This is a genomic window from Pseudomonas sp. PDM18, from assembly GCF_014852585.1.
GTDB lineage: Bacteria > Pseudomonadota > Gammaproteobacteria > Pseudomonadales > Pseudomonadaceae > Pseudomonas.
In genome coordinates, this window is sequence record NZ_JACVBX010000006.1 from 148001 (window position 1) to 173047 (window position 25047).

19 protein-coding genes are annotated in these 25047 nt (G+C 61.1%); 5 read left to right on the forward strand and 14 right to left on the reverse strand.

Annotated elements, in window-relative coordinates; genetic code table 11:
* Positions 1-70: 70 nt before the first annotated feature.
* The 5 genes from IB274_RS14470 to IB274_RS14490 are packed head-to-tail and all read left to right on the forward strand — an operon-like array spanning position 71 to position 5182.
* Positions 71-877 (forward strand): ABC transporter substrate-binding protein, encoded by an 807-nt coding sequence (locus IB274_RS14470; RefSeq protein ID WP_192432624.1) that lies wholly within the window; start codon positions 71-73, stop codon positions 875-877.
* Positions 878-888: 11 nt separating this feature from the next.
* The gene (locus IB274_RS14475) at positions 889-1656 is read left to right on the forward strand and encodes an amino acid ABC transporter permease (protein WP_192432625.1); all 768 of its coding nucleotides are present in this window, start codon (positions 889-891) and stop codon (positions 1654-1656) included.
* Position 1657: 1 nt separating this feature from the next.
* Positions 1658-2437, forward strand: coding sequence for an amino acid ABC transporter ATP-binding protein (locus tag IB274_RS14480; protein ID WP_192432626.1), 780 nt, complete (start codon positions 1658-1660; stop codon positions 2435-2437).
* 15 nt (positions 2438-2452) lie between these two features.
* Positions 2453-3547, forward strand: coding sequence for a polyamine ABC transporter substrate-binding protein (locus tag IB274_RS14485; RefSeq protein ID WP_192432627.1), 1095 nt, complete (start codon positions 2453-2455; stop codon positions 3545-3547).
* 18 nt (positions 3548-3565) lie between these two features.
* Positions 3566-5182 (forward strand): gamma-glutamyltransferase family protein, encoded by a 1617-nt coding sequence (locus IB274_RS14490; protein ID WP_192432628.1) that lies wholly within the window; start codon positions 3566-3568, stop codon positions 5180-5182.
* A gap of 54 nt (positions 5183-5236) precedes the next feature.
* Here the strand turns inward: IB274_RS14490 and IB274_RS14495 are convergent, their stop codons facing one another.
* The 14 genes from IB274_RS14495 to IB274_RS14560 form a co-directional block, all read right to left on the reverse strand.
* Positions 5237-6457, reverse strand: coding sequence for an OmpA family protein (locus IB274_RS14495; RefSeq protein ID WP_192432629.1), 1221 nt, complete (start codon positions 6455-6457; stop codon positions 5237-5239).
* Between the two features lie 23 nt (positions 6458-6480).
* A complete protein-coding gene (tssE, locus tag IB274_RS14500; protein WP_192432630.1) occupies positions 6481-6918 on the reverse strand; it encodes a type VI secretion system baseplate subunit TssE in 438 nt (145 codons plus the stop codon).
* Positions 6915-7466: a type VI secretion system lipoprotein TssJ gene (gene tssJ, locus IB274_RS14505; RefSeq protein WP_192432631.1), complete on the reverse strand. Its 552-nt coding sequence runs from the start codon at positions 7464-7466 to the stop codon at positions 6915-6917. The genes tssE and tssJ overlap by 4 nt, the downstream gene beginning before the upstream one ends.
* Entirely contained in the window at positions 7447-8544 is a 1098-nt protein-coding gene (gene tssG, locus IB274_RS14510; protein WP_192432632.1) for a type VI secretion system baseplate subunit TssG, read from the reverse strand. Before tssG ends, tssJ begins: the two co-directional genes overlap by 20 nt.
* Entirely contained in the window at positions 8508-10271 is a 1764-nt protein-coding gene (tssF, locus tag IB274_RS14515; RefSeq protein WP_192432633.1) for a type VI secretion system baseplate subunit TssF, read from the reverse strand. The genes tssG and tssF overlap by 37 nt, the downstream gene beginning before the upstream one ends.
* Positions 10272-10292: 21 nt before the next feature.
* On the reverse strand, positions 10293-11873 hold the full coding sequence (tssA, locus tag IB274_RS14520) for a type VI secretion system protein TssA (protein ID WP_192432634.1): 1581 nt from the start codon (positions 11871-11873) through the stop codon (positions 10293-10295).
* A gap of 28 nt (positions 11874-11901) precedes the next feature.
* Positions 11902-15273 carry an ImcF-related family protein gene (locus tag IB274_RS14525; protein ID WP_225614865.1) on the reverse strand — a complete coding sequence of 1124 codons (3372 nt, stop codon included), beginning with the start codon at positions 15271-15273 and terminating at the stop codon, positions 11902-11904.
* Complete coding sequence (locus IB274_RS14530; protein WP_192432635.1) at positions 15270-16379, reverse strand: hypothetical protein; 1110 nt, start codon at positions 16377-16379, stop codon at positions 15270-15272. Before IB274_RS14530 ends, IB274_RS14525 begins: the two co-directional genes overlap by 4 nt.
* 57 nt (positions 16380-16436) lie before the next feature.
* Entirely contained in the window at positions 16437-16703 is a 267-nt protein-coding gene (locus IB274_RS14535; protein WP_192432636.1) for a PAAR domain-containing protein, read from the reverse strand.
* A 98-nt stretch (positions 16704-16801) separates the two neighbouring features.
* On the reverse strand, positions 16802-17593 hold the full coding sequence (locus IB274_RS14540) for a hypothetical protein (protein ID WP_192432637.1): 792 nt from the start codon (positions 17591-17593) through the stop codon (positions 16802-16804).
* Positions 17586-19643 carry a lipase family protein gene (locus IB274_RS14545; protein WP_192432638.1) on the reverse strand — a complete coding sequence of 686 codons (2058 nt, stop codon included), beginning with the start codon at positions 19641-19643 and terminating at the stop codon, positions 17586-17588. Before IB274_RS14545 ends, IB274_RS14540 begins: the two co-directional genes overlap by 8 nt.
* A 61-nt stretch (positions 19644-19704) precedes the next feature.
* Positions 19705-20223, reverse strand: a complete 519-nt coding sequence (locus IB274_RS14550; RefSeq protein WP_192432639.1) for a hypothetical protein — start codon at positions 20221-20223, stop codon at positions 19705-19707.
* Complete coding sequence (locus tag IB274_RS14555; protein ID WP_192432640.1) at positions 20220-23567, reverse strand: type VI secretion system Vgr family protein; 3348 nt, start codon at positions 23565-23567, stop codon at positions 20220-20222. The genes IB274_RS14550 and IB274_RS14555 overlap by 4 nt, the downstream gene beginning before the upstream one ends.
* Before the next feature lie 309 nt (positions 23568-23876).
* Positions 23877-25037: a zinc-ribbon domain-containing protein gene (locus IB274_RS14560; protein ID WP_192432641.1), complete on the reverse strand. Its 1161-nt coding sequence runs from the start codon at positions 25035-25037 to the stop codon at positions 23877-23879.
* Positions 25038-25047 lie beyond the last annotated feature (10 nt).

Sequence of the window (25047 nt, forward strand, 5' to 3'; positions counted from 1 at the left end):
GCAACGGGCGCCTAGACCCGTACTTCTGTGTCCCTGAACTGCCCCTGGCAACCCCACCCTGGAGCTCAATATGTTCGAACGCAGGATCCCGCAGTGCCTTCTCGCCCTTTGCCTGGCCGCCCCGCTGGCGCACGCCGATGTGAAGATTCCCGACCGCTTGCAGAACGCCAGCAAGGTAACCTTCTGCGGCGGCATGGACTCCCCGCCCATGGGCTTCTATGACGCCAACCAGAAGCTCACCGGGGTCACCATCGACCTGGGTGAAGCCATCGCCAAGCGGCTGGGCGACAAGAAGATCGACTGGCGCATCACGCCCTTCTCCGGGCTGATCCCGGCGCTGCTGGCCGGCCAGTGCGACATGCTGGTGGATCAGCTGTTCGACAAGCCCGAGCGGCGCGAAGTGATCGACATGGTCAACTACATGTACTCCAGCCAGGCCGTGGTGGTCGCCAAGGGCAACCCCGAAGGCATTCGCACCCTCGACGACCTCTCCGGCAAGAAGGTCGCGGTGCTCAACGGCTCGACCATCCGCACCCTGCTCGACGCCCACAACGAGAAGCTGGCCAAGGCCGGCAAGCCGCCGATGAAGGTGGTGGTCTACAACACCGACACCGATGCCTTCCAGTCCCTGCGCATCCGCCAGACCGACGCCTACGGCACCACCGTGGAAACCGCCGGCTACTACCAGAGCATGGCGCCGGACCTGTTCGAGATCGGCGTGCCGGCCTTCGCGCGCATCCTCACCGGCCTGGGCATCCGCAAGGAGGACAAACAGCTGAGCGAGGCCGTCACGCAGATCATCAAGGACATGCAGGCCGACGGCAGCTACGCCGCGCTGCTGGCCAAGTGGCACATCGAAGGCGACAAACTGGACTGAGGTAACGAGACATGAACTTCAGTTGGGACGTGTTCTGGCAATACCTGCTACGGCCGAGCGACATCTACCTCTACGGCCTCTGGTTGACCTGCGTGATCGCCGTCAGCGCCATGCTGCTGGGCTGCGTGCTCGGGCTGCTGGCAGCGCTGATGCGTCTGTCGACCAATCCGCTGCTGCAATACCCGGTGCGCTTCTACGTATGGCTGATGCGCGGTACGCCGCTGCTGGTGCAGATCGTATTCCTCTACACCGCGCTGGCCGCCGGCGGGATCTTCCGGTTCGAGGACCTGGACCTGGGGCTGTTCATCCTGCCGGGCAACATCCAGGCGGCGATCATCGCCCTGGGGCTCAACGAAGGCGCCTACATGGCCGAGATCATCCGCGCCGGCATCGGCGCGGTGGACAAGGGCCAGTACGAAGCCGGCAAATCCCTCGGCATGACCTTCCCCAGGCTGATGCGCCGCATCGTGCTGCCCCAGGCCTTCCGGGTGATCGTTCCGCCGCTGGGCAACGAGTTCAACGTGATGCTGAAGAACACCACGCTGGTCAGCGTGATCGGCGTGCAGGAACTGCTGCTGAGCACCCAGATGGTCACCTCCGCGACCTTCCGCGTGTTCGAGCTGTACCTGGTCGTGGCGATCTACTTCCTCGCCCTGACCACCCTGTGGGGCTTCTTCCAGCGCTGGCTGGAAGTGCGCTTCGGCAAATCCGACGGCCAGGCCGCCGCACCGAACCGCATGTTCGGCCGCCAGGCGATGAAACTGCTGAGGGGGCGTTGAGATGATCCCGGATATGAAAGACGTGGTGATCCAGGCCCGCGACGTGCACAAGGCCTTCGGCGAGCTGGAAATCCTCAAGGGTGTTTCCCTGGAAGTGCACCGCGGCGAAGTGGTGGTGCTGATCGGCGCCTCCGGCTCGGGCAAGACCACCTTCATCCGCTGCATGAACCACCTTGAAGACATCCAGGGCGGCAGCATCCGCGTCAACGGCGAGCTGATGGGCTACCGCGAGCGTCCCGACGGCAAGCTGGTGCGTGACTCGGAAAGCAACATCGCCCGCCGTCGCCGCGACATCGGCATGGTGTTCCAGCGCTTCAACCTGTTCCCGCACATGACGGTGCTGGAGAACATCATCGAAGCGCCGACCCAGGTGCTCGGCGTACCCAGGGGCGAAGCACTGGACCAGGCCCGCCGGCTGCTGGCGCGAGTGCGCTTGTCGGACAAGGCCGAGCACTACCCCGGCCAGCTTTCCGGCGGCCAACAGCAGCGCGTGGCCATCGCCCGCGCCCTGGCGATGAAGCCCCAGGCCATGCTCTTCGACGAACCCACCAGCGCCCTCGACCCGGAAACCGTCGGCGAGGTCCTTCAGGTGATGAAGGAGCTGGCCGACGAAGGCATGACCATGGTGGTCGTCACCCACGAGATGGGCTTCGCCCGCGAAGTGGCCGACCGCGTGGTGGTGCTGCACCAGGGTGAACTCATCGAGGAAGGCCCGCCCGCGCAGGTCTTCGGCAATCCGCACCACCCGCGTACGCGGGAATTCCTAAGCCGCGTTCTCTAACGATAAGGACAAGTCATGCGTAAACGCGTTCTGTTCGCCAGCACTCTGACCCTCCTCGCCTGCGCCACCGCAGCCCAGGCCAACGACAAGCTGGTGCGCTTCTACAACTGGTCCGACTACATGGGCCCGGACACCCTGAAGAACTTCGAAAAGGACAGCGGCATCAAGGTCCAGTACGACGTCTTCGACACCAACGAGATGCTTGAGGCCAAGCTGCTCTCCGGCCACTCGGGCTATGACCTGGTGGTGCCGTCCAGCCAGTTCCTCACCAAGCAGATCAACGCCGGTGTCTACCAGAAGCTCGATCGTGCCCAGCTGAGCAACTGGAAGCACCTCGACCCGCGCCTGATGAAGCGCCTGGAAGCTGCCGATCCGGGCAACCAGTATGCCGTGCCCTACATGTGGGGCACCGTCGGCATCGGCTACAACTACGACAAGGTCAAGGCCGCCCTGGGCGACAGCGCCCCGCTGGATTCCTGGGACCTGATCTTCAAGCCGGAAAACCTCGCCAAGCTGCACGGCTGCGGTGTCGCCTTCCTCGACGCGCCAGTGAAGATCATCCCGCAGGCGCTGCACTACCTCGGCCTGAACCCGAACAGCACCAACCCGGACGACTACACCAAAGCCTCCGCCCTGCTGCAGAAGCTCGCCCCGTCGATCACCTACTTCAACTCCTCCAAGTACACCACCGACCTCGCCAACGGCGACATCTGCGTGGCGGTCGGTTACTCGGGCGATGTGATGCAGGCGCAGACCCGCGCCCAGGAAGCCGGCAAGAAAATCGACGTGCGCTACGTGATCCCCAGGGAAGGCGCCAACCTGTGGTTCGACATGCTCGCCATCCCGCGCGACTCGAAGAACCCCAAGGGCGCCCACGAACTGGTGAACTACCTGCTGCGTCCTGAAGTAATCGCACCGATCAGCGACTATGTCGGCTACGCCAACCCCAACCCCGACGCCACCTCGCTGCTCGACGCGAAGGTGCGTGACAACCCCGGCATCTACCCCAGCGACGCGGTGATCGAGAAGCTCTACGTCTCCGCCGACCTGCCGCCGAAAATCCAGCGCGTGATCACCCGCGAATGGACCCGGATCAAGACTGGCCAATGACCTTCGAAGAGCCCTGCCATGCTTAAGTTTTCCGCTCACGAGTATCCCTACGCCTCCCAGCGCCAGAGCGTGTTCGCCCGCAACGGTATGGTCGCCGCCTCGCAGCCCCTGGCTGCCGAGGCCGGCATCGCCATGCTGCGTGCCGGTGGCAACGCCATCGACGCCGCCATCGCCACCGCCGCCGCGCTGACCGTGGTCGAACCCACCGGCTGCGCCATCGGTGGTGACGCCTTTGCCCTGGTCTGGGTCAAGGACCAGCTGCACGGCCTGGACGCCAGCGGCCATGCGCCCGCCTCCATCTCCATCGACAAGGTCAAGGCCGCCGGTCACGACAAGATGCCCGTGCACGGCTGGCTGCCGGTCACCGTGCCGGGCATTCCCTCGGCCTGGGCCGAGCTGTCCGCGCGCTTCGGCAAACTGCCCTTCGCCGACCTGCTGCAACCGGCCATCGTCCTGGCCCGCGACGGCTTCCCGGTGTCCCCGGTGGTGGCCCACCAGTGGGAAATCGCCCGTTGCGAATACCAACAAAGCCGCGCCGCCGTGCCGGCCCTGGAAGCCTGGTTCGACACCTTCACCGTCAACGGCGAGGCACCGCATGCCGGTCAGCTGTTCCGTAACCCGGCCCAGGCGAAAACCCTCGCCGAGCTGGCCGAGACGAAGTGCGAAAGCTTCTACCGTGGCGCCATCGCCGAGCGCCTGGCCGCCCACTCCGCCGCCACAGGTGGCGAGCTGAGCGCGGCGGACCTGGCCGGCTACAAGCCCAAATGGGTCGAGCCGATCAAGACCAACTACCGTGGCTATGACGTCTGGGAAATCCCGCCGGCCGGCCAAGGCCTGATCGCCCTGATGACCCTGAATATCCTCCAGGGTTACGACTTCGACCAGCGCGATAGCCAGCTCACCTGGCACCGCCAGCTCGAGGCGATGAAGAAGGCCTACGCCGATGGCCTGCACTACATCACCGACGCCGAGCACATGCGCGTCAGCACCGCCGCGCTGCTGTCGGACGACTACGCCGCGCGCCGCCGCGCCGAGATCGACGAAAAGGCTGCCGAGCCCAGACATGGCGACCCGCACGCCAGCGGCACCGTGTACATCGCCACCGCCGACGGCGAAGGCAACATGGTCTCGTTCATACAGAGCGCCTACCACGGCTTCGGCTCCGGCGTGGTGCTGCCCGACAGCGGCATCGGCTTGCAGAACCGTGGCTCGGAGTTCAGCCTGGACCCTGCGCATTCCAACGCCCTGGCACCGGGCAAAAAGACCTTCCACACCATCATCCCCGGCTTCCTCAGCAAGGATGGCGTGGCCGTCGGCCCATTCGGCGTGATGGGCGGCTACATGCAGCCGCAAGGCCACGTGCAGATGGTGATGAACCTGGTGGACTTCGGCCTCAACCCCCAGGCCGCGCTGGACGCCCCGCGCTGGCAATGGCTGGGCGGCATGAAGGTAGGCATCGAGCAGCACGCCAACCGCGATCTCGCCTTCGGCCTGGCGCGGCGCGGCCACGAGGTGGAGATCGCCTGTGACCTGACCGACTACGGCCGCGGCCAGATCATCGTCCGTGATCCGCACACCGGCGTGCTCTGCGGTGGCACCGAACCGCGCGCGGACTCGCACATCGCAGTCTGCTGACGCCACACCCTCACCGAAAGCCGGTCACGGCTGGCCTTCGGTGAGGGTCGAAACTCAGGTCTCCGGCGTTTCTCCGGCCTTGCTGCAGGCACCGCCTTCGGGAACCAGGGTAATCTCGACCCGTCGGTTGGCGTTGCGTCCCTCCTCCGTTTCATCGCTGGCCACCGGTTGGCTGTCTCCGGCTCCCCGCACCTCGAAACAATCGCTCGGGATATCGCCCATCCGCTGCATCCAGTCACGCACTGCCGCCGCACGATCGCGGGACAGCTCGAGGTTGCGCCGCGCATCCCCGGTAGAGTCGCTGTGCCCGGTGATGACGATCAGCCAACCCGGCTGAGCCTTGATGTCGATCAGGCTGTTGATCAGCACCTTGTCCGACTGCGATCGCAGTTCCGCCTTGCCGGGCGGAAACAGCAACTGGCCGTCCAGTTGCACGGCCTTGCTTGCGGGCGGCGGCGCGGGCTCGACGCGCACGACCTGCCAACCCTGGCCCAACCAACCGTGAGCGTGTGCCCAGGCAAACAGCCCCGACAGCACGATCAACAGGACCAGCGTCAGCAGCCACGGCCAAAGTCTGCGACGTTTTTCGGGTATCGGTGCACCCTCGCGATCCAGCTTGAGCACCAGCACTTGCGGCGCCTCCCCCCGATGCGGCTGCGCCGGTTGTTGTTCCTGCGCCGGTACGGCGACCATGGTCGGCTCCGGCCTGGGCTCTGCATGAGCGATGCTGACCACCCAGCTGGTCTTGGTGTCCTGTTCCGGCGAGAGGCGCCGGATCAGCCCCTGCAACTGGCTGCGTAGCGCCTCCAGCGCCGGCAGGCTGGTCTGCTGCCGGCGCACCAACAGCTGTACCAGTTCCTTGAGCGACTCGTCCAATTGCAGCAGGTCAGGCACGTTTGATTCCGACAGCAGCAAGCCGCGCAACCAGGGGCGTAGCTGAGTAAAAAGCCAGCCGAGCATCTCCAGTCGCACCGCCGGCGCGGGCGGCCAGAGTCTGTCCCATTCATCGGCGAACAAGGTGCAGGCCAGGTTCAGGCCCTCTTCCAGCCCCTGCAGTCCGTGCAGATGCGCCCTGGCCAGGACAAACGCAGTGACCGACTGCAACTCCAGGCCGTGCTCGCGGAACAGCGCCAGGCACAGGCGCTCCACCCTGGGCCAAGCCACGTCCGGGCGTGCCGGATGGCTCAGTTTCGCCAGCTCCGCGCCCAGTGCCGCTGACTGCTCGTTTCCCTGCGGGTCGCCGCCCAGGCGCAGTTTTTCCTCAACCACCGTCATCCCTTCATTCCACTCTCTTGTTTTCAGCGTTGCAGGTAGTTGCGCTGTTTCAGATGCCGTATCAGCACCTTGCCCTGCGGTTCCAGCGTCGTGCCGAAGGTGGCGCGGGCGCCATCACGCAGCTCCACTTCCAGGCTGTACTCCAGATGCCCTGGCAATACCTGCGGCAACAACACCACCTCCACCGAAGCCAGGCGCGGCTCATACTTGAGCAGCATGCTGCGCAGCGTCGCCATCAAACCGTGGGCGCTGCCCGGCATGCCGTGGAGGATCTGGCTCATGTCCGGCAGGCCATAGTCGGGCAGGTGGCTGAGGGTGCCAGCGCTGCAGTTGAGAATGCGCTGCAGGTTGTCCAGCACCGAGAGCATCGGCTGGTCCTTCTCGCGCACCTGATGCAGGTCGAGCTCTCCGCTGAAATTCTGCAGCAGCAGTTCGTAGAGCGACGGGGTCGGTTCGCTCACCACCAGGCATCCTTCTTCGGCAACGGCACCAGGCTCAGGGCGTTGTCGCCCAGTTCGATCACCCGTGCCTTGTCCGGATCCAGATCGTCGCGGGCAAGCACCAGACGCCAGCTGTCATCCTGCTTGTCGGGGGAGCGGAACAGCGCCACCACTGCAACGAACTGAGCCTCGCTGGCCATCGGCACATTCAGCTGCGTACCCTCCTGCGGTTTCACCACCACGCGGCGCTGGTCCAGCAGGTCGTTGGACAGCAGTTGGTCGCCATCACCCAGCAGGTCCTGGTAACTGGCCTGGTCCAGCGCCTTGCGGTCGCGCAACTGATAGACACGCACCAGCGTCGACACCGACAGCCCGCTCATGTCCCGGCTGTCGGTGTTCAACGCCGCACGGCCGCTGAAGTCCAGGTGCAGGTCCCTGACCTGCTTGTAGAAGATGGCGTTGCTGACCGACTTGCTGGCATCCATGGTGCGCTGCGTCAGGCCGCAGCCAGTCAGGATCGACGCCAGCAGCAGTAGCGCCAGGCGCGATCTAGAAACGGTAAGCGACATCTCGTGTCTCCCTGCTCATGGTGTTTTCGCTCAATCCCTGGCAGCGCCCCAGATTCACCGTGACGCACTGGTTCCCCGCCATTTGCCGCCTGCGCTCGTCCAGCCCTGGCACCGCCGTCATGCCCAGTAACACGGCGGGGCTGCCCAGGCTGGGGGCCGGCAGGCAGCCCAGCGGCAACGACAGTTGCAGCCGCGCCGTGCAACGCCAGCCGAGGTAGACCCGCAGCAGTACCAACAGGTCGCTGTGCAGCTGGCCGCCGGGCAGCCAGCCACGGGCTTCGTCCAGGTCCTCGGTGCTCAGCACCAGCAGCAGCTGGCTGTTGGCATCCGCCCCACTGGCGCCCAGCGGCGTACCCTGTCCCAGAAGCACCGGTTGGATGCGCGACAGGCTGGCCGCACTCGTCAACGGCACCTTGCGCGGCCAGTGCGGCGTTACCTGGGCATCGGTCCCCGGTGCGAGCAGCTTCACCAGTGCCACGACGCCTTCGGCGTTGCGCGTCGGCAGGCGCATCACTCCCAGTAGCGCGAGGAAACGCGACACCGGCGTGGCAATGTGCTCGGCGGTGCCGGGAATCCCCAGGCCGATCAGCCCCAGCAGGCATTGCGAGGTGGCGTCCGCCCCGCCCGCCTGGAACGACGCGGGATAGGAGTACTTGCGCCAGATCCGGTAGAACTGGGTGAAAACCCGGTGGTTGAAGATATCGAGGAAGGCCTCCAGCGCCTCATGCCCTTCGCGGCGCTGGGCGATGTCGTCCAGGTAGGCGGTGGGCAGCGGTGAATCGACACCGTACAGCCCGAGCAGGCGCGTGCGCACCGTGATCGGCCGCAACGGGTGCTCCTCGTCCTCCTCGAAGCCCTTCAGCTCGCCGGCCGGGAAACCCATGCCCGAATGGGGGCGGAAGCGCACGGCATCGTCCGCCGGATTCGACGTGCTGCCCAGCGGCGGGTTGCCCGGCAGCGCCGCCTCCAACAATTGGCAGAAGCGGTACAGGTTCGCCTGGGGCAGGCGCTCGCCGAGCGCCTCCAGTAATCCGCTGGCTTTCAGCCGGGAATACGCTGACTGTGGTTCTCTTTCCATCGCAGACATTTGCCCGAAGGTTGCAGGACCAGCGTGAGCTGGTTGAACAGATGAATATCGGCGTACAGCGCAAAGAAGCGGCTGAGCATTTCGCCGAACAGATGAATGTCGCCCTCGCCCGAGAAACCGTTGGCATCGAGCGTTACTTCGATGTCCACGCCGCGCAGCAGGAAGCCCTTCTCGAAGCGCTGCACCAAGTGGTGGCGTACCTCGGCGATGGCCTCCAGACGGCGGCGGTTCAGCTCACTGTGGGTCCAGTCGTAAAGCGCCAGGGTGCCGCGCAGGACCTCGGCGTTATCCAGCATCGGCAGGAAGTTCGACCCCAAGTGGCTGAGCACGCGCCAGTGAAAGCGGTCGCGGTTGGGCGGGTAGCAGGGCATGGTCGGCGCGCACAGGTTGCGCACGCGCAATTCGACCTGGGCCGCCTTCACTACGCTGTCCAGCAACGTGCTCTGCAGCGCCTTGCGCGGCAGCAAGCCGTTGGTGCCAGTCAGGCGCAGCGACAGGCTTTCGCCCTCGCGCAGGCGGTCACGGTCGAAGCCTTCGCCGCCAAGGATCAGCCAGGTGTCATGCATGCCGTTGACGCCGCGCTTCAGGCGTGTGTGGAAATACCGCTCCGGCGCTTCGTCGCGGAGCATGCCGCCCTTGTGGCGGAAGCTGGTGAAGGGCACGTAATCCTGGCGCTCGGTGCTCTTGGACGAGGTGACGCTGTCCACTGAGTAAATTTCCGTATGGCCGTCCTGCAGGCGCATGGGGCGCAGCAGGTAGTCGGTCTGCAGCGGCGCCAGGCGCATGGGGTCGGCTTCCAACGGGAACAGGTTGATAACCGGCACCGCGTGCAGGCGCACGTGCTCGGCGCTGAGCAGGAATTCGTGGGACCACTGCTCGCTCAGCACCACGTCCAGTTCGAACCACGGCAGCCCCTCCTTCACCGGCAGGTTCTCCAGCCCGTGCAGGGTGACGAACATGAATTTCTCGCGGAAGGTGAAGTACTCCAGCAGTAACTGGTAGCCGCTGAAGGCGCTGTCGGCCTTGGGCCAGAGGCGGTCCTGGGCAGCGAAACCCTTGGGCGAAAAATGCCCCTGCAACGGTTGGCGATCCGCCTCGCCGGGCAGACGCACGTACAGCGCCTGGGTTTGCAACGTCAGCGCCTGATGCAGGGCACTGGCCAGCGGCGCATCGGCGTTGAGGTAGAGCGGCAGGTTACCCAGGTCAATCTGTTTCCAGTCCGCCAGGGCGCCGCAGGAAAAGCGCAGGCGCAGCACCGAGCGACCGTCGGGCTCGCTGGCCACCCGCAGCGATTCCAGTGCCAGCGGGTGCAGGTTTACCGGCTCGGTTGTGGTGTAGCGGCAACGGGTGCGCTGCGGACCGACGGGGCGCGACAGCACCTCGAAGCCGGCGTCGATGAGTTCGTCACGCTTCATCTGCAGGTGGTCCGGCGTCAGCTCCACCACCGACAGCGATGGAATGGTGCGCAGGTAGTGCGGCCAGAGCAGGCTCACCAGTCCTTCGGTGAGCTCCGGCAGGTCATCGTCGAGCTTCTCGCGCAGGCGCCCCATGAGGAAGGCGAAACCTTCGAACAGGCGTTCCACGTAAGGGTCGCGCGCGCCGGCCTTGTCCAGGTTGAGTTGCGCGGCGCGATCCGGAAAGGCTTCGGCAAACTCCTTGCCGGCCTCGCGCAGGTAGCGCATTTCGGCATCGAAATAGCGCAGGGTCCGATTGTCCATTTACTGTCCTGAGAATGGGGTTCAGCCGCAAAGCACGGCGGCGCGAACGGGATCGATGGCAACCAGGGCGGCCAGCAGGCCTTCCATGCGTCGCGCCAGGGCGGGTTTGTCGGCGTCGCTGCGCTGGGCTTTCTGCCGCAGCAACTTGAGCAGGCGTGCCTTGACTTCGAAGCACAGTTCGGGCTCCCAGTCGCTCAGCGCCTGTGCCTGACCATCCAACTCGCTCAGCAGGTGCGCTGCCAATTCCGCCTTGCCATGCTGCTCGGCCACCCGCGCCATCAGCAGGCGCAACAGCCAGCGCTGACGGCCACTGCGCAGGTCCGGACGCGATGCCAGCCAGGCCAGCGCCGCCTCCACGCCGTCGCTGTCGGCCTGGGCCAGGGCTTCGCTTTCCAGGGCGAGCACATCGTCACTGGCTGTGCTGGCGGCCACGGCCGAGCCCATCCAGTGCGCGGCCTGCCCGGTGCAGACGTGCTGGGCGATCCAGTTGCGTGTGGCTTCGTCGGCGAACGGCGTGCCGTCGCTCCAATGCAACTGCTCTAGCCCAGGCAGGCGCTCCAGCAGCATGCGCAGGTCGCCTTTGAGCATCTCGGCCCAACCGTCGTAGGGCGTGCCCAGCCGCCCCAGTGCCTGGCACAGGTGCCATTGCAGGTCCAACCAGAAGTGATTCACCCCTTCGGCGAACATACGCTCGGCGTGATCGAGCAGCTCGGTCCAGCCCTGTTGCAGGTTCAGGCGTTTGAGCTGCGCGCGGTACTCGGTGCGCGGAGGAGCCAACCGCGTATTGCCATTGGAGTCCTGGGGTGGCAGCTGGTGCACAGTGTCCCAGCGCAGGCTGGTCAGCAGCCGATGGGCCGCCAGCCAGCCCTGGGGCTGGTCGCGCAGGTAGTTGGCCAGGACCTTACCGCTGTCGAGCAGGTCGCGCCCTGACTGCACCTTGCCCGGCACCGGTGCCGGGGACGCCAGCAGGTTCTCGCTCTGCGCCGCGCTGTTCTGCGGCACCAACGCGTGCACGCCGCCGGACTGCGCCAGGCGGCTGCCCAGTGCGGCATACAAGCCGCCCAGCCCCGGCCGCTCGGCCTCGGGCCAGGAGGCGAGGATATCCTCCAGCCACGCCAGTGCCGCGACCGTGCGCTGGGTTTCTGCCTTCACTACTTCGGGGAACAGCGACAGGCTGTCCAGCACCTTGGCGCTGGCCAGCCATTCCAGCGCCATGCGCCGGCTCTTCGGGCGCGCTGGCAGCACCTGGGCGCCGAAGCGATCCAGCAGCGCCGCGAGCAACTCCAGGCCATCGGCAAAGCCCGCCTCGCCATCGCTCTGGGTCCGCGCCCAAAGGTAGTAGCTGACGATCCGCACGTCCTTGCAGCGATGCTTGAGCAGTTGCTCCGCCAGCTGCGCTACCAGCGCCACGTTGGCCGACGAAAGCTTGTTGACCTCCTCGCGCATGCGCTGGAAGTCGTCGTCGTAACCGGGGTCCTCGCCCACGGCGGTGTTGCCCTCCATGGGCTTCAGCCAGGCTTCCCACTGCGCCGCCTGCACCTTGGCCAGCGCCACGGCGTCCTGCCCTTCCAGGCAGGTTGATATCAATCCCTGCAAACTCATCGATGCGTCCTGAATTGCCTTGCTTTGATCATTCGTCGTAACCCAGCGGATCGGTCACGGCATAAGGCGTTACCTGCCCTGCTCCGACATCGAAGATGCTCTCCGGCAACGCGAAGCCGCGCAGCTCCAGCACCGCCAGCGGGCCGCGGCCCAGCTCCGTCTGTAGCTGCCAGGTCAGGGGCAGTTCGTCCGCCGCCTTGAGTACCAGTTCGAAACGGGTGTCGCTGCCGTCCAGGGAGGTCACCTGCGCCTGCTCCAGCAGGCGGATCAGCCCCCAGACGCCGGCGTAGTCGCCGAACAGCCGCGCGCCGCCCTTCAGGCTGGTCCAGCTCAACGATGCGCCCGGATGATCGGTGCCGCCCGGCCAGGTGAACTGTTGCCAGCTCTCCATCTGGTTGAAGTACTCCAGCTTCACGCCATCAAGGATGAAGGTGGTTTCCACCACGTTGCGCACCGGCTTGGCCTGCAGCTGGAAGCTCATGCCCATGCCGCCGTCGGTGTAGAGGATGTCCGCCAGGTCGCTGAGCTGGTTGACCGCCCGCAGGAACTGCGGATTGAAATGCAGGCCTTGGCTGTGGGTGCTGTCCGGTACCCAGCGGTTGCCTTCCTTGCGCAGCACGCCGCCCAGCTGGGTTTTGATGAACTGGTCGATCCGCCCGCTGCCCGAACGGATCATCTGCCCGAGCATGGGCAAGGATGCGTCGCTGCCGGTGGAGTCGAAGGGATAGCGCCCCTTGAAGGCACGATTCCAGTTGTCCACCACGGCGCGTTGCCACTGGCGGTTCAGGCCTGCTGCCGACGGCTGCAACACACCTTCCCAGGCCTGGTTGAGCGGCTGCACGAAGAGATTCTGGCCAAAGCCGCTCCACTCCCCGCCGAGACTGGCAGCGATCAAGCCGCCGTAGTCGAGGGTGTCGGTGAGGTCGACGCTGGTGCCCTGGAACACCGTCTGCGCCAGGGCCTGGGTCATCGCCTGCGGGTCGCTGGCATTGGTCACGTGCTGCAGCTTCAGGCGCACGCGGGTGACCCGGGTCAGGAAGGCCTGCAGGCTCAGCGCGTCATCACCCCGCGAAGCACCCTTCTCCTTGCCCAGCAGCGCGAGCAGCGGGCCGAAAGTATTGTCCAGCGGGCCCTGCGGCGCACGGGTCCTCTGCTCGATCGCCGGCTGCTTGTCCTTCTCCAGCAGTTGCTGCGCCGAGCGCATCAGCGAGTCGGCCAGCGCCTCGCCCTTGACCTCGGTGCGGCCCTGGTAGGCCAGGGTGTTCATCAGAGCGATCAGCGGCGACTGGCGCACATCGCTGAGCAGGGTCAGTTGGCTGATGGAGTCGGAGAGGCTGTCCGCTTTACGCCAGCGGATGCTGTTGAGGAAGGTCAGCCAGGCATCGCTGAAGTCCCGGAAGTAGCGCTCGGTCAGCTGCGACTTGAGCACCTCGGGCGTCAGCTCGCTGTCGATGGTGCTCTGCTGGTCGCTCAGCACCCAGTCGATTTCCTCGCGGCGGGTCTCGGCCATCTCGTCGATGGCCTTGCTCACCTGCCGTTCCCAGGCCTGGCGGGTAAATACCCCCGGCACACTGTTGGGCGTATCGAACAGGCTCGAAGAGTCGGTTTCCCCGACCATGTCCATCAGCGTCAGATCGGCGTAGTTGTTGCTCGCCTGTTCGATCACCTGCTGGTACAGGTTAGCCACGCCATTGCGCCGCCCGAGCTGCCCCAGTAATACCTGACGAACCTGCGCTACCAGTGCAGGCTGCGTCTTGATACGCCACTGCGGATGCGCCGCCAGGTGCTGCGCATAGAAGGCCCACAGGTTGGGCGAAATGCCTTGCCACAGGCCAGGCGCCACGCCCGCGCGCGTCGGTTCAGTCTGGGTCAGCACCTTGGTCAGGAAGGCCGCATCGACCTTCTCCGGCCGCGCCATCATCAGGTACGCCTTGAGCTGCCCGTGTGCCTCCTCGGCACGCTCGCCCCGCTCGGGACTGTCCGCCGGCAATGCCGCCAGATCGCTCAGTTGCGCTTCCAGCTCCTTGGCCATCACATCGCGCATCAGCCGATTGTTCGCCTGCGCATAGCGCGGCCACAGTGATTCCAGCAAGGCATCGTTCTGGCTCAGGCCGAAACGCTGGTACCAGGGCACCCCGTGCTCACGACGATAATCCAGCCGCGCGATCTCACGGGTCAGCTCGTTCAGCGCCGAAAGCTGCGCATCCGCATCTCCGGACTGATTGATCGTCGCCAGCGCCGTTTCCACCGTGGCGATCTGCGCGCGGTTGCTGGTGAAGGACACCAACAGGGCCAGGAGGCAAAGGCCCGCGACAGCGAGGACGGCAGTGTAGAGGCCGCGGAGCCAGGTCCAGCCCAGGCGTCGACCACGGACATTTCTGTCGTCCAGTACGGTTTTCCAGCTGGTCTGCGGCCACCAGCTGTTGGGCGTACCGGCAGAGCCATCGGGCAGATTTGGGCTGAACAACAAGCCACGCAACGGCACGGTACGGCTGAGCTGATCTAGGAACGGCGCCAAGGCTTCGCGCCAACGACTGATTCCCTGGTTCTCCAGATCACGGGACAGGCGAAGGAGGAAATCATGTTTCGAGTCGACCTCCAGTTGCCCCATGCCTTGCTCGCGAAGTGGCTCGACCAACCGCTGCAGGGAGACTTCAATCCGTTCTCCGGTGACCTTGGAAGGCAGCAGACAGCCCACTGGCTGCACATCACGCCCGGTCTGCTCCCAAACGCTTTCACGCACTTGCCAGAGATACAGCGGAACCTGTCGGCGCAGCACCTGACATAAGTCCCGCAGTTGACGCACACCGGTGCTGAACGTAGTGACGTCATTGCCCTGCGCCTCGCTCAGCGCCCAGACGATGCCGTCCAGCGGCCGCGAGCCGCGCAGCGACTTCGCAAGCGCGGCTACATCGGTCTGCCAGTGGCCATTCAGCGAGTCGCCGCATAACAGCACGCAGTCCTGGCCTTCCAGCCAGCGCTGTTTGCTCAAGCCAGGGGCCACGGCCTCGATCTGCTCGGGCTCACCGACCACCAACAACAAGCGAACTTTGCGCCTCCAGAAGTAGCCATATTGAGCCTTCAGGTGACCAGGTATTTCCTCGACCGGGGAGCGGCGCTGGCTCGAAGGCGGCAGTTTTCCATCGGCCGTCGGCCGTACGCCCGTGGCCTGTCCCTCCTCACGATGCTGCTGCCGCGTGATGTAGGCTAGGATCCGAGGCATGCCACGAGCAATAGCAACGATCACGACGACCAACAGGAACGCCAGCAACTTGTGGTGCTTCTCTACCAGACCTATCCGATCACCGTAGTGCCAGATCAGCGCCCCAACGGCCGCCAGCGCCACGGTGATCAACATCCCACCGCCAAATCGGCGCCAGGGGTTGTTGTAGGTCTTCATGCACACTCTCCTGTGGCGATGGTGCTGATCCAGCATTGCGATGTTTCCTGGCTCAGCAGCAGCAACGGCTGCTGCAGCTGCCGCACCAGATCGAGCCCAAGCGCGGCAACCAGCCAGTGACCAAACGGCCCCGGCAGCCCACTGAGCGACTCTTGAATCCATTGGCTGCCGACCTGCAGCTTGGCGCCATGCTTGCCCGCCAGCGATAGGACTGTTCCGAAACACTCTTGCCATCGCACACTGTCGGCCAGCATTGCGGTGGCCTCGCGCGCAGCCGCCTGGGTCTGCAGGAATAACGGCAGCTCGCTGTCGAGCTGACCCACATCCAGTGGCATGGGACGCAGTATTCGGCCTTGCGCTGTCAGTTCCTGCTCGCTGGCCAGAGCATCTGGGCACAGCAGCAACGCTGCCAGGCCATCGGAATAGTCACCTTGCCCACTCACCTGGAGGACCAGGATCAGATCAATGTCTGCTCCCGGTGATTTGAGCGAACGCTCAACCCAGTCAAGGGACAGTTCATTGACGAGGTTGGGCGTCACAGAAATATGGTTGGGTGCAACCTTTAACCAGCGCTTGCGCCAAGCGCTGCGCAGCAGCTCGTAATCGTCCGGGGCGACATCGCTCAACAGCGTCACCCGCAACGGCTGCTCGGCAGGCATTGCCAGCAAGGCCGGCGCCACCCCCTCCAGCAACTGGTCCAAGCCGGCCTGTATACGGGCGGAGCCTTTAGCGGGTAGCGACGTGATCCGTTTTGCCACGCCGGAGCACGGCGAAATGCCAGGCGCGCCCTGCGCAATCACAGGAGCGGAGATCATCTCCGGTAGTACTACGCAACTGTTGAGCACAGCAATGTTGCGGCGCGCCCACAGGTTCCAGGCGTTCTCTGCCTCGATCGCCTCGTCTTCAAGGAACTGAAAATGACTGACAGCCCCACCATAGCTATATGCGCGCACGCTGAACGCAAGTACCCAAAGCAGCAGCGGCGAAGCCGCCAGCCCCCAGACATTCACTCCGCCCAGCTCCGGCACCTGCCCAGAGGCGACCAGCACGAACAGGCCAATGCCCACCACCACCGCCAGCAGGCCCGCTCCGAGCCAGCGCACCATCGACGGTGGCTCAGGCGCGGTAACCACTTCCGGCGCGCGACGATTCCAAGCCATGGATCAGGTCACCGCACAGTCAGGGGCGCTGGAGATCACCTGACAGCCGCAAGCACTACGGCAACCATCGACCACCAGCGCGCGACCATTCTCGGACCAGTCCGCGCAGCCTTCGACAATGGCATTCACTCCATGTCCGGGAATAGGGCAGCTCACCAGATCGCCCACCAACGCAGCCAGCTTGCCGTGAACTTCATGGGTGGACGACGCAGAAATAACCTTGCCGCCATGGGTGGTCTGATCGCCTAACAAAACGAAGCCGCGAGACATGTTTGCTTCCATTTCTACAATTTCAGACGTTTCTTGTGAGAGATAATATTGAAATCACAAATAGCAGCGGTCGCCGAATCATGCTGCAAAATATGAATTCATTGTCTATTTTCTGATTTCAACCTAATCGCTTCTAACCTAAGAATGTCAGGCTCTGAATGACCATCCGCAACAACAGTCCCATCAGGGTACTTAAAGATTGTAAATAGGCCTTTTTTATGAACCTTCGGCTGTTCGGAAGATACAACCATATCTGTATGCAGGATCGGTTCGAAATATACGGAATCGGCATCTGAGGTGCGATACTTTGCATATATATCACCTCTTCCAGCGAGACTTACTTCCTTCCTATAGCCTCCAATGTAAGACTCACTCACCCAAGGGTAGTAGTCTTTTTTTATCAGCAAGTTACCACTTGCCTCTATATCAGCTCCACCGTGGGGTGAGTCGTGCTCATCAAACATTACCACTACCCCGCCTCCCGCCCCATAGCGCACTCCATCACCAAACGGTGTAGGCTCTTTGTAAGCAACACCAAAGGTCACGTTAGATAGTTTCCAGCGACACTCTCCACCACCGTCTTTAAAAATCCTTGCCTCATAAATGTCTGTACTTCCATTTTTTTGGGGTAGCACATCGATTTCGTGAAACCCGTCGACTTCATAGGGCTCCCCGCGTGCATCCCGACGAGTCCGCTTACAGGAAGCAGAGCGATACATAACTTCAAGCTTCTCAGCTACGAGGTCCGGATGCACCCTGACCTGAACAGTAACCAGTTGGCTATTAGAAGGCGGAGCAAAGCCGTAGTCCTGAGCGCAGCCACTCAGACACCACCCCACGCCGAGCAGAACTAGGGAAATCCCTGTCGGACCACGAAGTGAACTAACCATGAACTTTCTCCACATATGCACTTTCCTCAACTACAGAGTCGAATCGCTGCAGAGCATCCTTTCCCCCTTCCAAATGCCGAGTGGCTTCCAAGGTCTGCCCTACGAGATTCTGCAGATCGAGAAAAACACGGTCGCGGGTCATTTCTGCGGGTGGAATGCGCTCGCCATGCTTGGCCATTTGCTCCTCAAACAATCGGCGCCTTTCCTGTCGCTCCTGCATACGATTAGAGTTGTTTGATTCAATAAGTTGGCCATAGAGAAATGGCTGATACTCAGTCATAAAATGATTGAGTACTCCAACCAAGGTTCCAGATTTGGCGTTTCCTCGACGAGGGAAATAGCGTGTTAGGCTGGCCTCCCCGAGTGAAGCCTTAAACCGCTCCTGTGCCGCTCGGGCCTCATCACTGTCGCCTTCACTTAAACTTGGCACGAGGAATAATTTTGCCTTTGCCGGTAGTATTTTCGTGACGACAGTGTGATACGGGGCTTCCAGCCCCTTACGGCTCTGATAGAACGGGTTGTCCGAGGATCGGTCCTGAGTATGTTGCTCGGCCTTGTAAAATGCGACTATTTCGCCGTGATGGCAGAACGGGTCACCTAACTTAACCACCTTGCTGGCGGCTAACTGACCAACCGACCAAATCGTACCCAAAGTTGTCCCAAGCGGGCCGTATAGGTCGTACAGCCAATTGTCCATCGCAGCCTCCGGTGGCACGTCGGGAATCAGGTCCGTGTCGTTGACATGGCGAAAATGTCGAACCTCATCAAGACAACTGACTGCTTTAAGAGTGAAAGTGCGTGGCATACCATAAGTGTATAGTAGCGGATTGCTCTCTTTATGAGATGCCGCATGTATCAGGCCTAGCGCGCCGCCTAAACTGTGCCCGCAAATAAAGAAATCCTTACCGATCAGCCTGTCTGAAAAGGCTTTTCCTAACTCTTTTGAAAATATACGGCGAGCCACTTCAAATCCATTCCTAAACCCTAGATGGACACTCCCTGCCGACGTTAAATCAGCGCAGGGAACTTTAGGCTCACAAGTTGCTTGTACTTCGGGCCTGGATGGTCTGAAGGTGACATCCGTCGCTAAATCCGGGATTCCCATTTCCGTCCCCCTCCACCCAACTAGAACCTGATCATTGCTAATGGCGTAGAAGAGTTGAGTATCACCCTCCGGAAGTTTCCCTTTAGTTGTGTCTAATGGCTCGGAGATCGAGTATCTATTATTGAACGGAACATCAACTACGACGCATGGCGGGTTGCTAGCCCCATCAAGTACACGAGGTGTGCGAGAGAGATCTTGGCATTGCATTTTGAAGAACTCCTTCACCGATCCGGGTTGAAGCCCCTCATACTTACTGTAGGAAAGTATGCTCATTAGCCCTAAGTTGTAGGCCGTGACGAGACAATATTCGCGCTGATGATTAAGGACCAATGACCACGCCCGGAACGGGCAGACCTCCAGCACATGACGACGGTTGAGCAAGGGCGTTGCAATGCCGTTAGGTGCATCAGCGCCCAGCGTGAAGCCTTTAAAGTCCTTGTCCGGGAAGTGATAGGGCGGCAAAGCCTCATTTTCTTCCAGCGGAGGATCAAAGCTGGGCTGCTTATCGCATAGCTGGCCTATGCGCAGGTAGTGGTAGCCATACCCCTCTCTCAGCGCTTGCGCCTCGACAGGTGAATGTCCCGTGCAAGGTGGGCAGTACAGCGGGGTTTTATCGCCCACGCCGGGACGTAACGGCTCGGGACGCAGCGCACGAAGTCTTCGGGTCTGCAGAACTTCCGCGAGTTGGTCCGCGTCGATCAGCAGTGTCAGGGGAATTGGGCGCAGCCCTTCAATCCGAATCACACCCTGAGCATCAGCCTGGCCACGGTACTCCGGCGCAGCACCATCTCGCGTAGCTGTATTTTGCGCGCGATAAGGCAGATGAGGTAACGGTACATTTTGCTCATCTACCAACTGAAACTCGACCCAGTGCTGATTTTGCTTCTTACCCTGAACAGCCATGCCGGGGTTGAGCGTATCTGTACGGTGATTCTTATCTGACATTTTGTTCATCCTTGAAAAGGAGATCGACGTTTGCAGCTCCACCAGTAACTTCGTGCGGAATTTAATCGCTGTCGCACCGAGGCTTAATCACGCCTCCATTCTTCTGATACAGATACTGCGGATATCTAAGCTCCCCTCCCTGAATAGCGGAACAGAATGTCGCATCATAAAATGTGACGCTAGTTCTTTGAGGATTGCTGACACGCCTGTTCAACCTAAAATAATAAGTCACGCCATTCTCGAGTGGCCTGGAGCTATTAATTATCTTGTAGCCTGACAATGCGACCCCATACCCCAAGCAATCACCGGGTTTCAAAACTACAGGAGTAGATATTTTATTAATCTCTACGCTCCACATGACCTGCCGTATACCGTCTCTTTTAAAGCTTTCAGATACTGAAACCGATTCTACAGCGACATCATTGGTCTCTTCTGCGGGAATGCATAGCTTCGGAACTCCATTCCCGACTTCAATTTTGGCGTCCCTGGGCATCCCCCACGGAGTTGCTACGGCATCGAAATAAACGAACGCTAATCCGAGAGTTACTAAAGCACTTTTAAGCAGTGTTAGTTTCTTCATGGTAAATTTGCCTTGTCAGCGGGATTGGACAGCAAGTCCTTAACGGTCGAAGCCAGCAGTAATGGATCGTTATATTTGTTATTTTGATTCCACACGCCTTCAATATCTTGCTCGACACAAATCATGTAGTAATCCGAGACAATTTCACCCTGCTGTTCCATGTTGTAATCAGATAGCTTGCCAGTCTTCCTCAAGGTGTATTCATATGCTGAAGCGCCTCGGCTTGTTACCCATAAAGCGTGCCACTTAACCCAGTAGCCCATTTGGTATTGCCAAACATGCGTCATCTCATGAATGAACAGCGCTTTATCTCTGCCTTTCGCTGTTGCAGAAAAATCGTCCTTGTACAAGCCAGTACTTTCAGGGAAATACATTTCGCCATTCGGCGTAACAGCAGTATTCTGGAAGCCTAAGAACAGCCACCAGCCTCCGTGGTGCGCTTTCACCTTGCTGTAATCGATGGCGTCCTTAAAGACGACCTGAGCCATGGCAATCTCGCCAGCGGTTAGAGGGCGCGAATCACCTTCAGGCAATGGAATAACTTGCGTTGATGTTCCAACATTTGAGCTATTGGTAAACACCTTGATGGGCTCGAGGTCAACAATCAGCGGCTCGCCGGAAACCTTGGCGGAACAACAGTTATCAGCCACCTCGTCAGGTGGAGTGAGCTCCAGTCGTGTTATTTGGACCGACTTGTTCGTCACTATCCGAGCAGTGCGCCCCTTCTTGTCGGTTTGCCCCTCTTGCGTGGTGCCGTCAGCCAGGTATGCCACATATTTCAGGCCAGCAGGCACGTTGCCATTGGAGCAGGACAGGCATAGCTGCTCATCGAAGGGGCCTTCACTCTCGGGCAAGTTGAACACCAAGTCCCCCGGTACCAAGGTATGGACAGTCATGGTCCGCCCTTCCTTGTCGGTGATCCCTTCGAAGACCTCTCCTTGTGGAGCGACAACTTGGTAATGCGCATATGACATCGGAGCCTGGCTTGGGTCGCTCAGGATGTAGTGAGCACTGTAGCCAGCAGGCAAAGGCGTGGGTGGGATGTCGAGGCTCGTGCTGCCCTGTTTCACCACATTGGCAGCTTTGAGAAAGATGTTTCCTGGCGCGCCAAGCTCGATGTTACCGTCCTTGATCCGGATATAGGCGCCCCCGCAGTGGAGGAGCAGTTCTTGGGGGGCGGTGATTTCTACACGGCTGTCGGTGCTTTCAATTCTGAGGTCCGCCTTTGCCAAGGCATGCAAGGCATCACTTTGCGCGTGAACCTCAACCTTGCCGGCTGCCGCCTTGAGTTGCATGCCCGCGCTTTGCGCAAACAGGCTGACAGCTTGCTGTGCACTGGCAGTGATGTCTCGGCCGGCACTGATATCGGCGTTATGGCCAGCCATGATGCCGACACTTTCCGCGCTGGAGGCCAGTTGCAACGCCTCGGGACTCACTACGCCGATCCCGGCCGGAGCGTGCAGCAGGATGCCGGGTTGTGCCAGGTCAGTCAGCGCTTTACTCAGTCGGGCCTGGCTATCGCTGTCGTTGGGTTTGGCTTGACCGCTACGCGCTGCGTTGGCCATAGAGCGGGCTAACGAGAGTGCGTTTTCCAACTGAATGATGGCGTCACTCATCTCCAGCGTGTCGCCGCTGGCTTGCGGTTGCACATCTGCGCTAATGAAGACGCCTTTGCCGGCACGTAGAGCGCCCCAGTCGTCAGTTCTCAGCTCGAAGCCTTCGCCACGCTTCTGCCGCTTCGCGTCCACCAAGTGCCCGAGGTTGAGCTGGCTCTTGCCGCTGTGTTCAGTGCTGACTTTGATGTGTTCCTGGCCCCGGGTATCGTCCAGGCGAATTTTGTTATTGCTTGGAGTCCGGATTACGTTCCGCTTGTAGTTCTGGATGGTGACGTGGTCGGGGTGCAGGGAGTCGTGGATGGCGTGAGCGATGAAGGGGCGATCCGGGTCGCCTTGCTCGAAGGCGATACCCACTTCAGTACCCGCCAGGAGTGGCATGTGGAACCCATACGTGTCACCCGCATAGGGGCGCGCAAGACGTAACCACATACTTTCTCTTCCCGCCGGCCAGGTGTCGCGATCGAAGAGGAAGTTGACCTTGTAGCGGCCTTCTTTATCGATGTGGCTATAGGGATCGTTCTTTTCCGGGTTGGTCACCCGTGCGGGGACGGTGCCTGCGATTCGCGGCTTGGGTGGTACTGGTGGACGGAAGGCGATGTCGCCATCGGGGATGGCTTCGAAGCTGACCTCAAAACTGCTGTCGCGAGCGGCCTTGCAGTGCATCCGAACGATGACGGCACCTTGGGCGAAAGCGGCCGGCGCCCCACCTTCGACCTTGAGTACCTTACCGGGGGCCAGCTCGGCGCTGCTGCTGCTGCCAAACAGGCGGGTCTGTTGATTGAGATAGCGCTCGTGAGCCAGGCGCGCATAGAACACGCCGCTCTCGGCAAAGCCCTCTTCATCCCCATGGGCGTATGGATCGCCGAGCATTTGATAATGCTCATTGGCGTAGTGGTAAGCCTCTCCGTAGGTGGTTTGGGCTTCTCGAGTCAAATCCGCCTGGGCATCGAGATTGGCACCGGCATCGCGGGAGTAATAGGCACGGCCACTGACAACCTGTTCTACAACTTGATGGCTGACCTGCAAGTCCCAGACTGCTTCCTTGCCGGTACTTTCAAGGCTACTCAAGGGACGCAGAGGAAGAGATATCTCCCGCTCGTAATGCATCGGCGCATCATGGAACTCAGCAACATCGATCAGCAGCCGGGAATCCATGCCGAAGCTGAACCAGATTCCTCGCTCGGCGCAGATGCGCTGGATGTACGCGAGATCCGTTTCTCCATACTGAAGTCGCTGCTCGTGCTGCGCGTAGGTCTGACCAAGATCAATAAGGAAATCCTGCCCCCGCAGGCCATGCCGCCTGAGGATGATCTCAACTATCTCGGGGATGCTCTGATTCTGGTAGATGCGGTTCTGGCTGCCATTTCTCAGCAGTGCCAGGCGCGGTTCGAGCATCAGCTCATACCTGGCTTCGTCACGCGATGCCGAGAGGCGCTTGAACCCGGTAATCACGCCATAGAGGGTGCGCAGCGGCGGCACAACCGGTGGTGTGTAGCCGCGAATGGTGACCGAGGAAGGTGCGGCGCGCAGACTGAAGGCCGCATCCTTTCCGAGCATGCTGTCTGCGGGGATATCCAGTTGGAGACTGGTGACTTCGATGCGGTAGCGGAAGGTTTCGCTCAGTGCCTCAGAACCCTCGAAGGCGAGTACGTCAAGTTGCGCGTCAAGCCCGTCAACACTGAGCGAATGGCGGCTGTGGTCGAAAAACGTACGGAGCTCATTGAGCATTTTTCAACTCCCCGCAATCACAGTTCCAAGGCGAGACCGGAAAGGTCTTTAGGGCGGGGTAGCTGAATGAGGTTATGACAATATCCATGCAGAAGCGTCCCTGTTGCGCGTGAATTTTATGACTTCTTAGAGATCGGAAAGCTTGAAGGCTCTTCCAGAGCCAAACAACCCATAATTTTTAATTGGGAAATTTCCACACTTATACCAAGAGACGTCAGGCTCGATATTTAGGAAATGTCTGAAAATTCTCTGACGCAAATCAGACGCGTCACAATCGAAACTTGGATGCACCGAGCTTGTTCCCCTAGGTCACTCACTCGGTCTATGGTTTTGATATTTTCGCCAAGCAGCGGAACCTGGCTTTGATCGAATCATTAGCGCGCAGATAGGGCACCAAGTCCCGTTACGAACATTGCCGAATCGTGCATTCCAGATATGGCCACGCGCGCACTCCCAAGGATATTTATGCTGAGTGCTCAGATATTCCGTGGCCAAGCATTTCCCTCCGCGTGCAGCGGCGGTCTGCTGCATATCCTCTAGTGTCAGCTTAATGCACTCACGGCACCAACCGCCTTGGCGGATGTGCTGCAGAGTTGTTTTCCACTCGTGCCCCTTAGCGCATTTCCAGAGGTATTTGGTCGTTGATGTGTGGTATTCCGTCGAAAGGCATTTCCCACCCCGAGCAGCAGCGGCAATCTGCAAAGATTCGGGGTCGAGCCTTCTACTTTCATATGAGCATTGAGGGCACCAGCTGCCGGCAAGAATAGTTTTATAGCGCGACTTCCAAACATGCCCACGTGAACACTGCCAACTGTAAAAGCTTCTGACGCTACGATATTCATCAGAAAGAAACAGTCCACCGTGCTTTTCAGCACTGCGCCTAGCATCCTCAATACTGTATTCAAGAGTTCCTCTGCATTGAGGGCACCACCGATTGCTGTTCATAACAACGTTGGCTGCCACATCCCAAACGTGGCCGCTCGCGCATCGAAACCGATGCACCTGGGTAATTCCAAAGTAGTCAGTGGAGAGGCATTCTCCACCGCGCTCACGAGCAAAGGACTGTAACCGCCGCAAGCCATCTGTGGCGAACTTTCGTCCACGCGGCGTGCAATGGGGGCAGCGACAATTGGTCTTGGCGAAGCTATATATTCTCTGCCACTCGTGGCTTGGGTCTTGCCTACAGCGAAAATCATAATAGGCGGACCCTGCACCTATCCATTGAGTAGTTAACAACTCACTGCCCTCCTCCTCAGCCTTGCGCTTCAATTTGAGAAGCTTTTGGGTTTCAAGGCAGTGACCGCACCCTTTCATGACGTACAGGCTTCGAGCGAGATGCTTGAAGACATGCCCTTGATTGCATTGGAATCGATAAGCCTTGTTGTTGCCGTCCCACTCATCCAGACAGATGAACTGCAAACGCTCCAGGGCTCGCAGGATGTCCGGCGGAAAGCTGATCTTCGGTTGCATCGTCTTCACC

Coding starts and splice junctions, on each gene's coding strand:
- IB274_RS14470 (WP_192432624.1), top strand. CDS start 71: ATGTTCGAACGCAGGATCCCGCAGTGCCTTCTCGCCCTTTGCCTGGCC.
- IB274_RS14475 (WP_192432625.1), top strand. CDS start 889: ATGAACTTCAGTTGGGACGTGTTCTGGCAATACCTGCTACGGCCGAGC.
- IB274_RS14480 (WP_192432626.1), top strand. CDS start 1,658: ATGATCCCGGATATGAAAGACGTGGTGATCCAGGCCCGCGACGTGCAC.
- IB274_RS14485 (WP_192432627.1), top strand. CDS start 2,453: ATGCGTAAACGCGTTCTGTTCGCCAGCACTCTGACCCTCCTCGCCTGC.
- IB274_RS14490 (WP_192432628.1), top strand. CDS start 3,566: ATGCTTAAGTTTTCCGCTCACGAGTATCCCTACGCCTCCCAGCGCCAG.
- IB274_RS14495 (WP_192432629.1), bottom strand. CDS start 6,457: ATGACGGTGGTTGAGGAAAAACTGCGCCTGGGCGGCGACCCGCAGGGA.
- tssJ (WP_192432631.1), bottom strand. CDS start 7,466: ATGTCGCTTACCGTTTCTAGATCGCGCCTGGCGCTACTGCTGCTGGCG.
- tssG (WP_192432632.1), bottom strand. CDS start 8,544: ATGGAAAGAGAACCACAGTCAGCGTATTCCCGGCTGAAAGCCAGCGGA.
- tssF (WP_192432633.1), bottom strand. CDS start 10,271: ATGGACAATCGGACCCTGCGCTATTTCGATGCCGAAATGCGCTACCTG.
- tssA (WP_192432634.1), bottom strand. CDS start 11,873: ATGAGTTTGCAGGGATTGATATCAACCTGCCTGGAAGGGCAGGACGCC.
- IB274_RS14525 (WP_225614865.1), bottom strand. CDS start 15,273: ATGAAGACCTACAACAACCCCTGGCGCCGATTTGGCGGTGGGATGTTG.
- IB274_RS14530 (WP_192432635.1), bottom strand. CDS start 16,379: ATGGTGCGCTGGCTCGGAGCGGGCCTGCTGGCGGTGGTGGTGGGCATT.
- IB274_RS14535 (WP_192432636.1), bottom strand. CDS start 16,703: ATGTCTCGCGGCTTCGTTTTGTTAGGCGATCAGACCACCCATGGCGGC.
- IB274_RS14540 (WP_192432637.1), bottom strand. CDS start 17,593: ATGGTTAGTTCACTTCGTGGTCCGACAGGGATTTCCCTAGTTCTGCTC.
- IB274_RS14545 (WP_192432638.1), bottom strand. CDS start 19,643: ATGTCAGATAAGAATCACCGTACAGATACGCTCAACCCCGGCATGGCT.
- IB274_RS14550 (WP_192432639.1), bottom strand. CDS start 20,223: ATGAAGAAACTAACACTGCTTAAAAGTGCTTTAGTAACTCTCGGATTA.
- IB274_RS14555 (WP_192432640.1), bottom strand. CDS start 23,567: ATGCTCAATGAGCTCCGTACGTTTTTCGACCACAGCCGCCATTCGCTC.
- IB274_RS14560 (WP_192432641.1), bottom strand. CDS start 25,037: ATGCAACCGAAGATCAGCTTTCCGCCGGACATCCTGCGAGCCCTGGAG.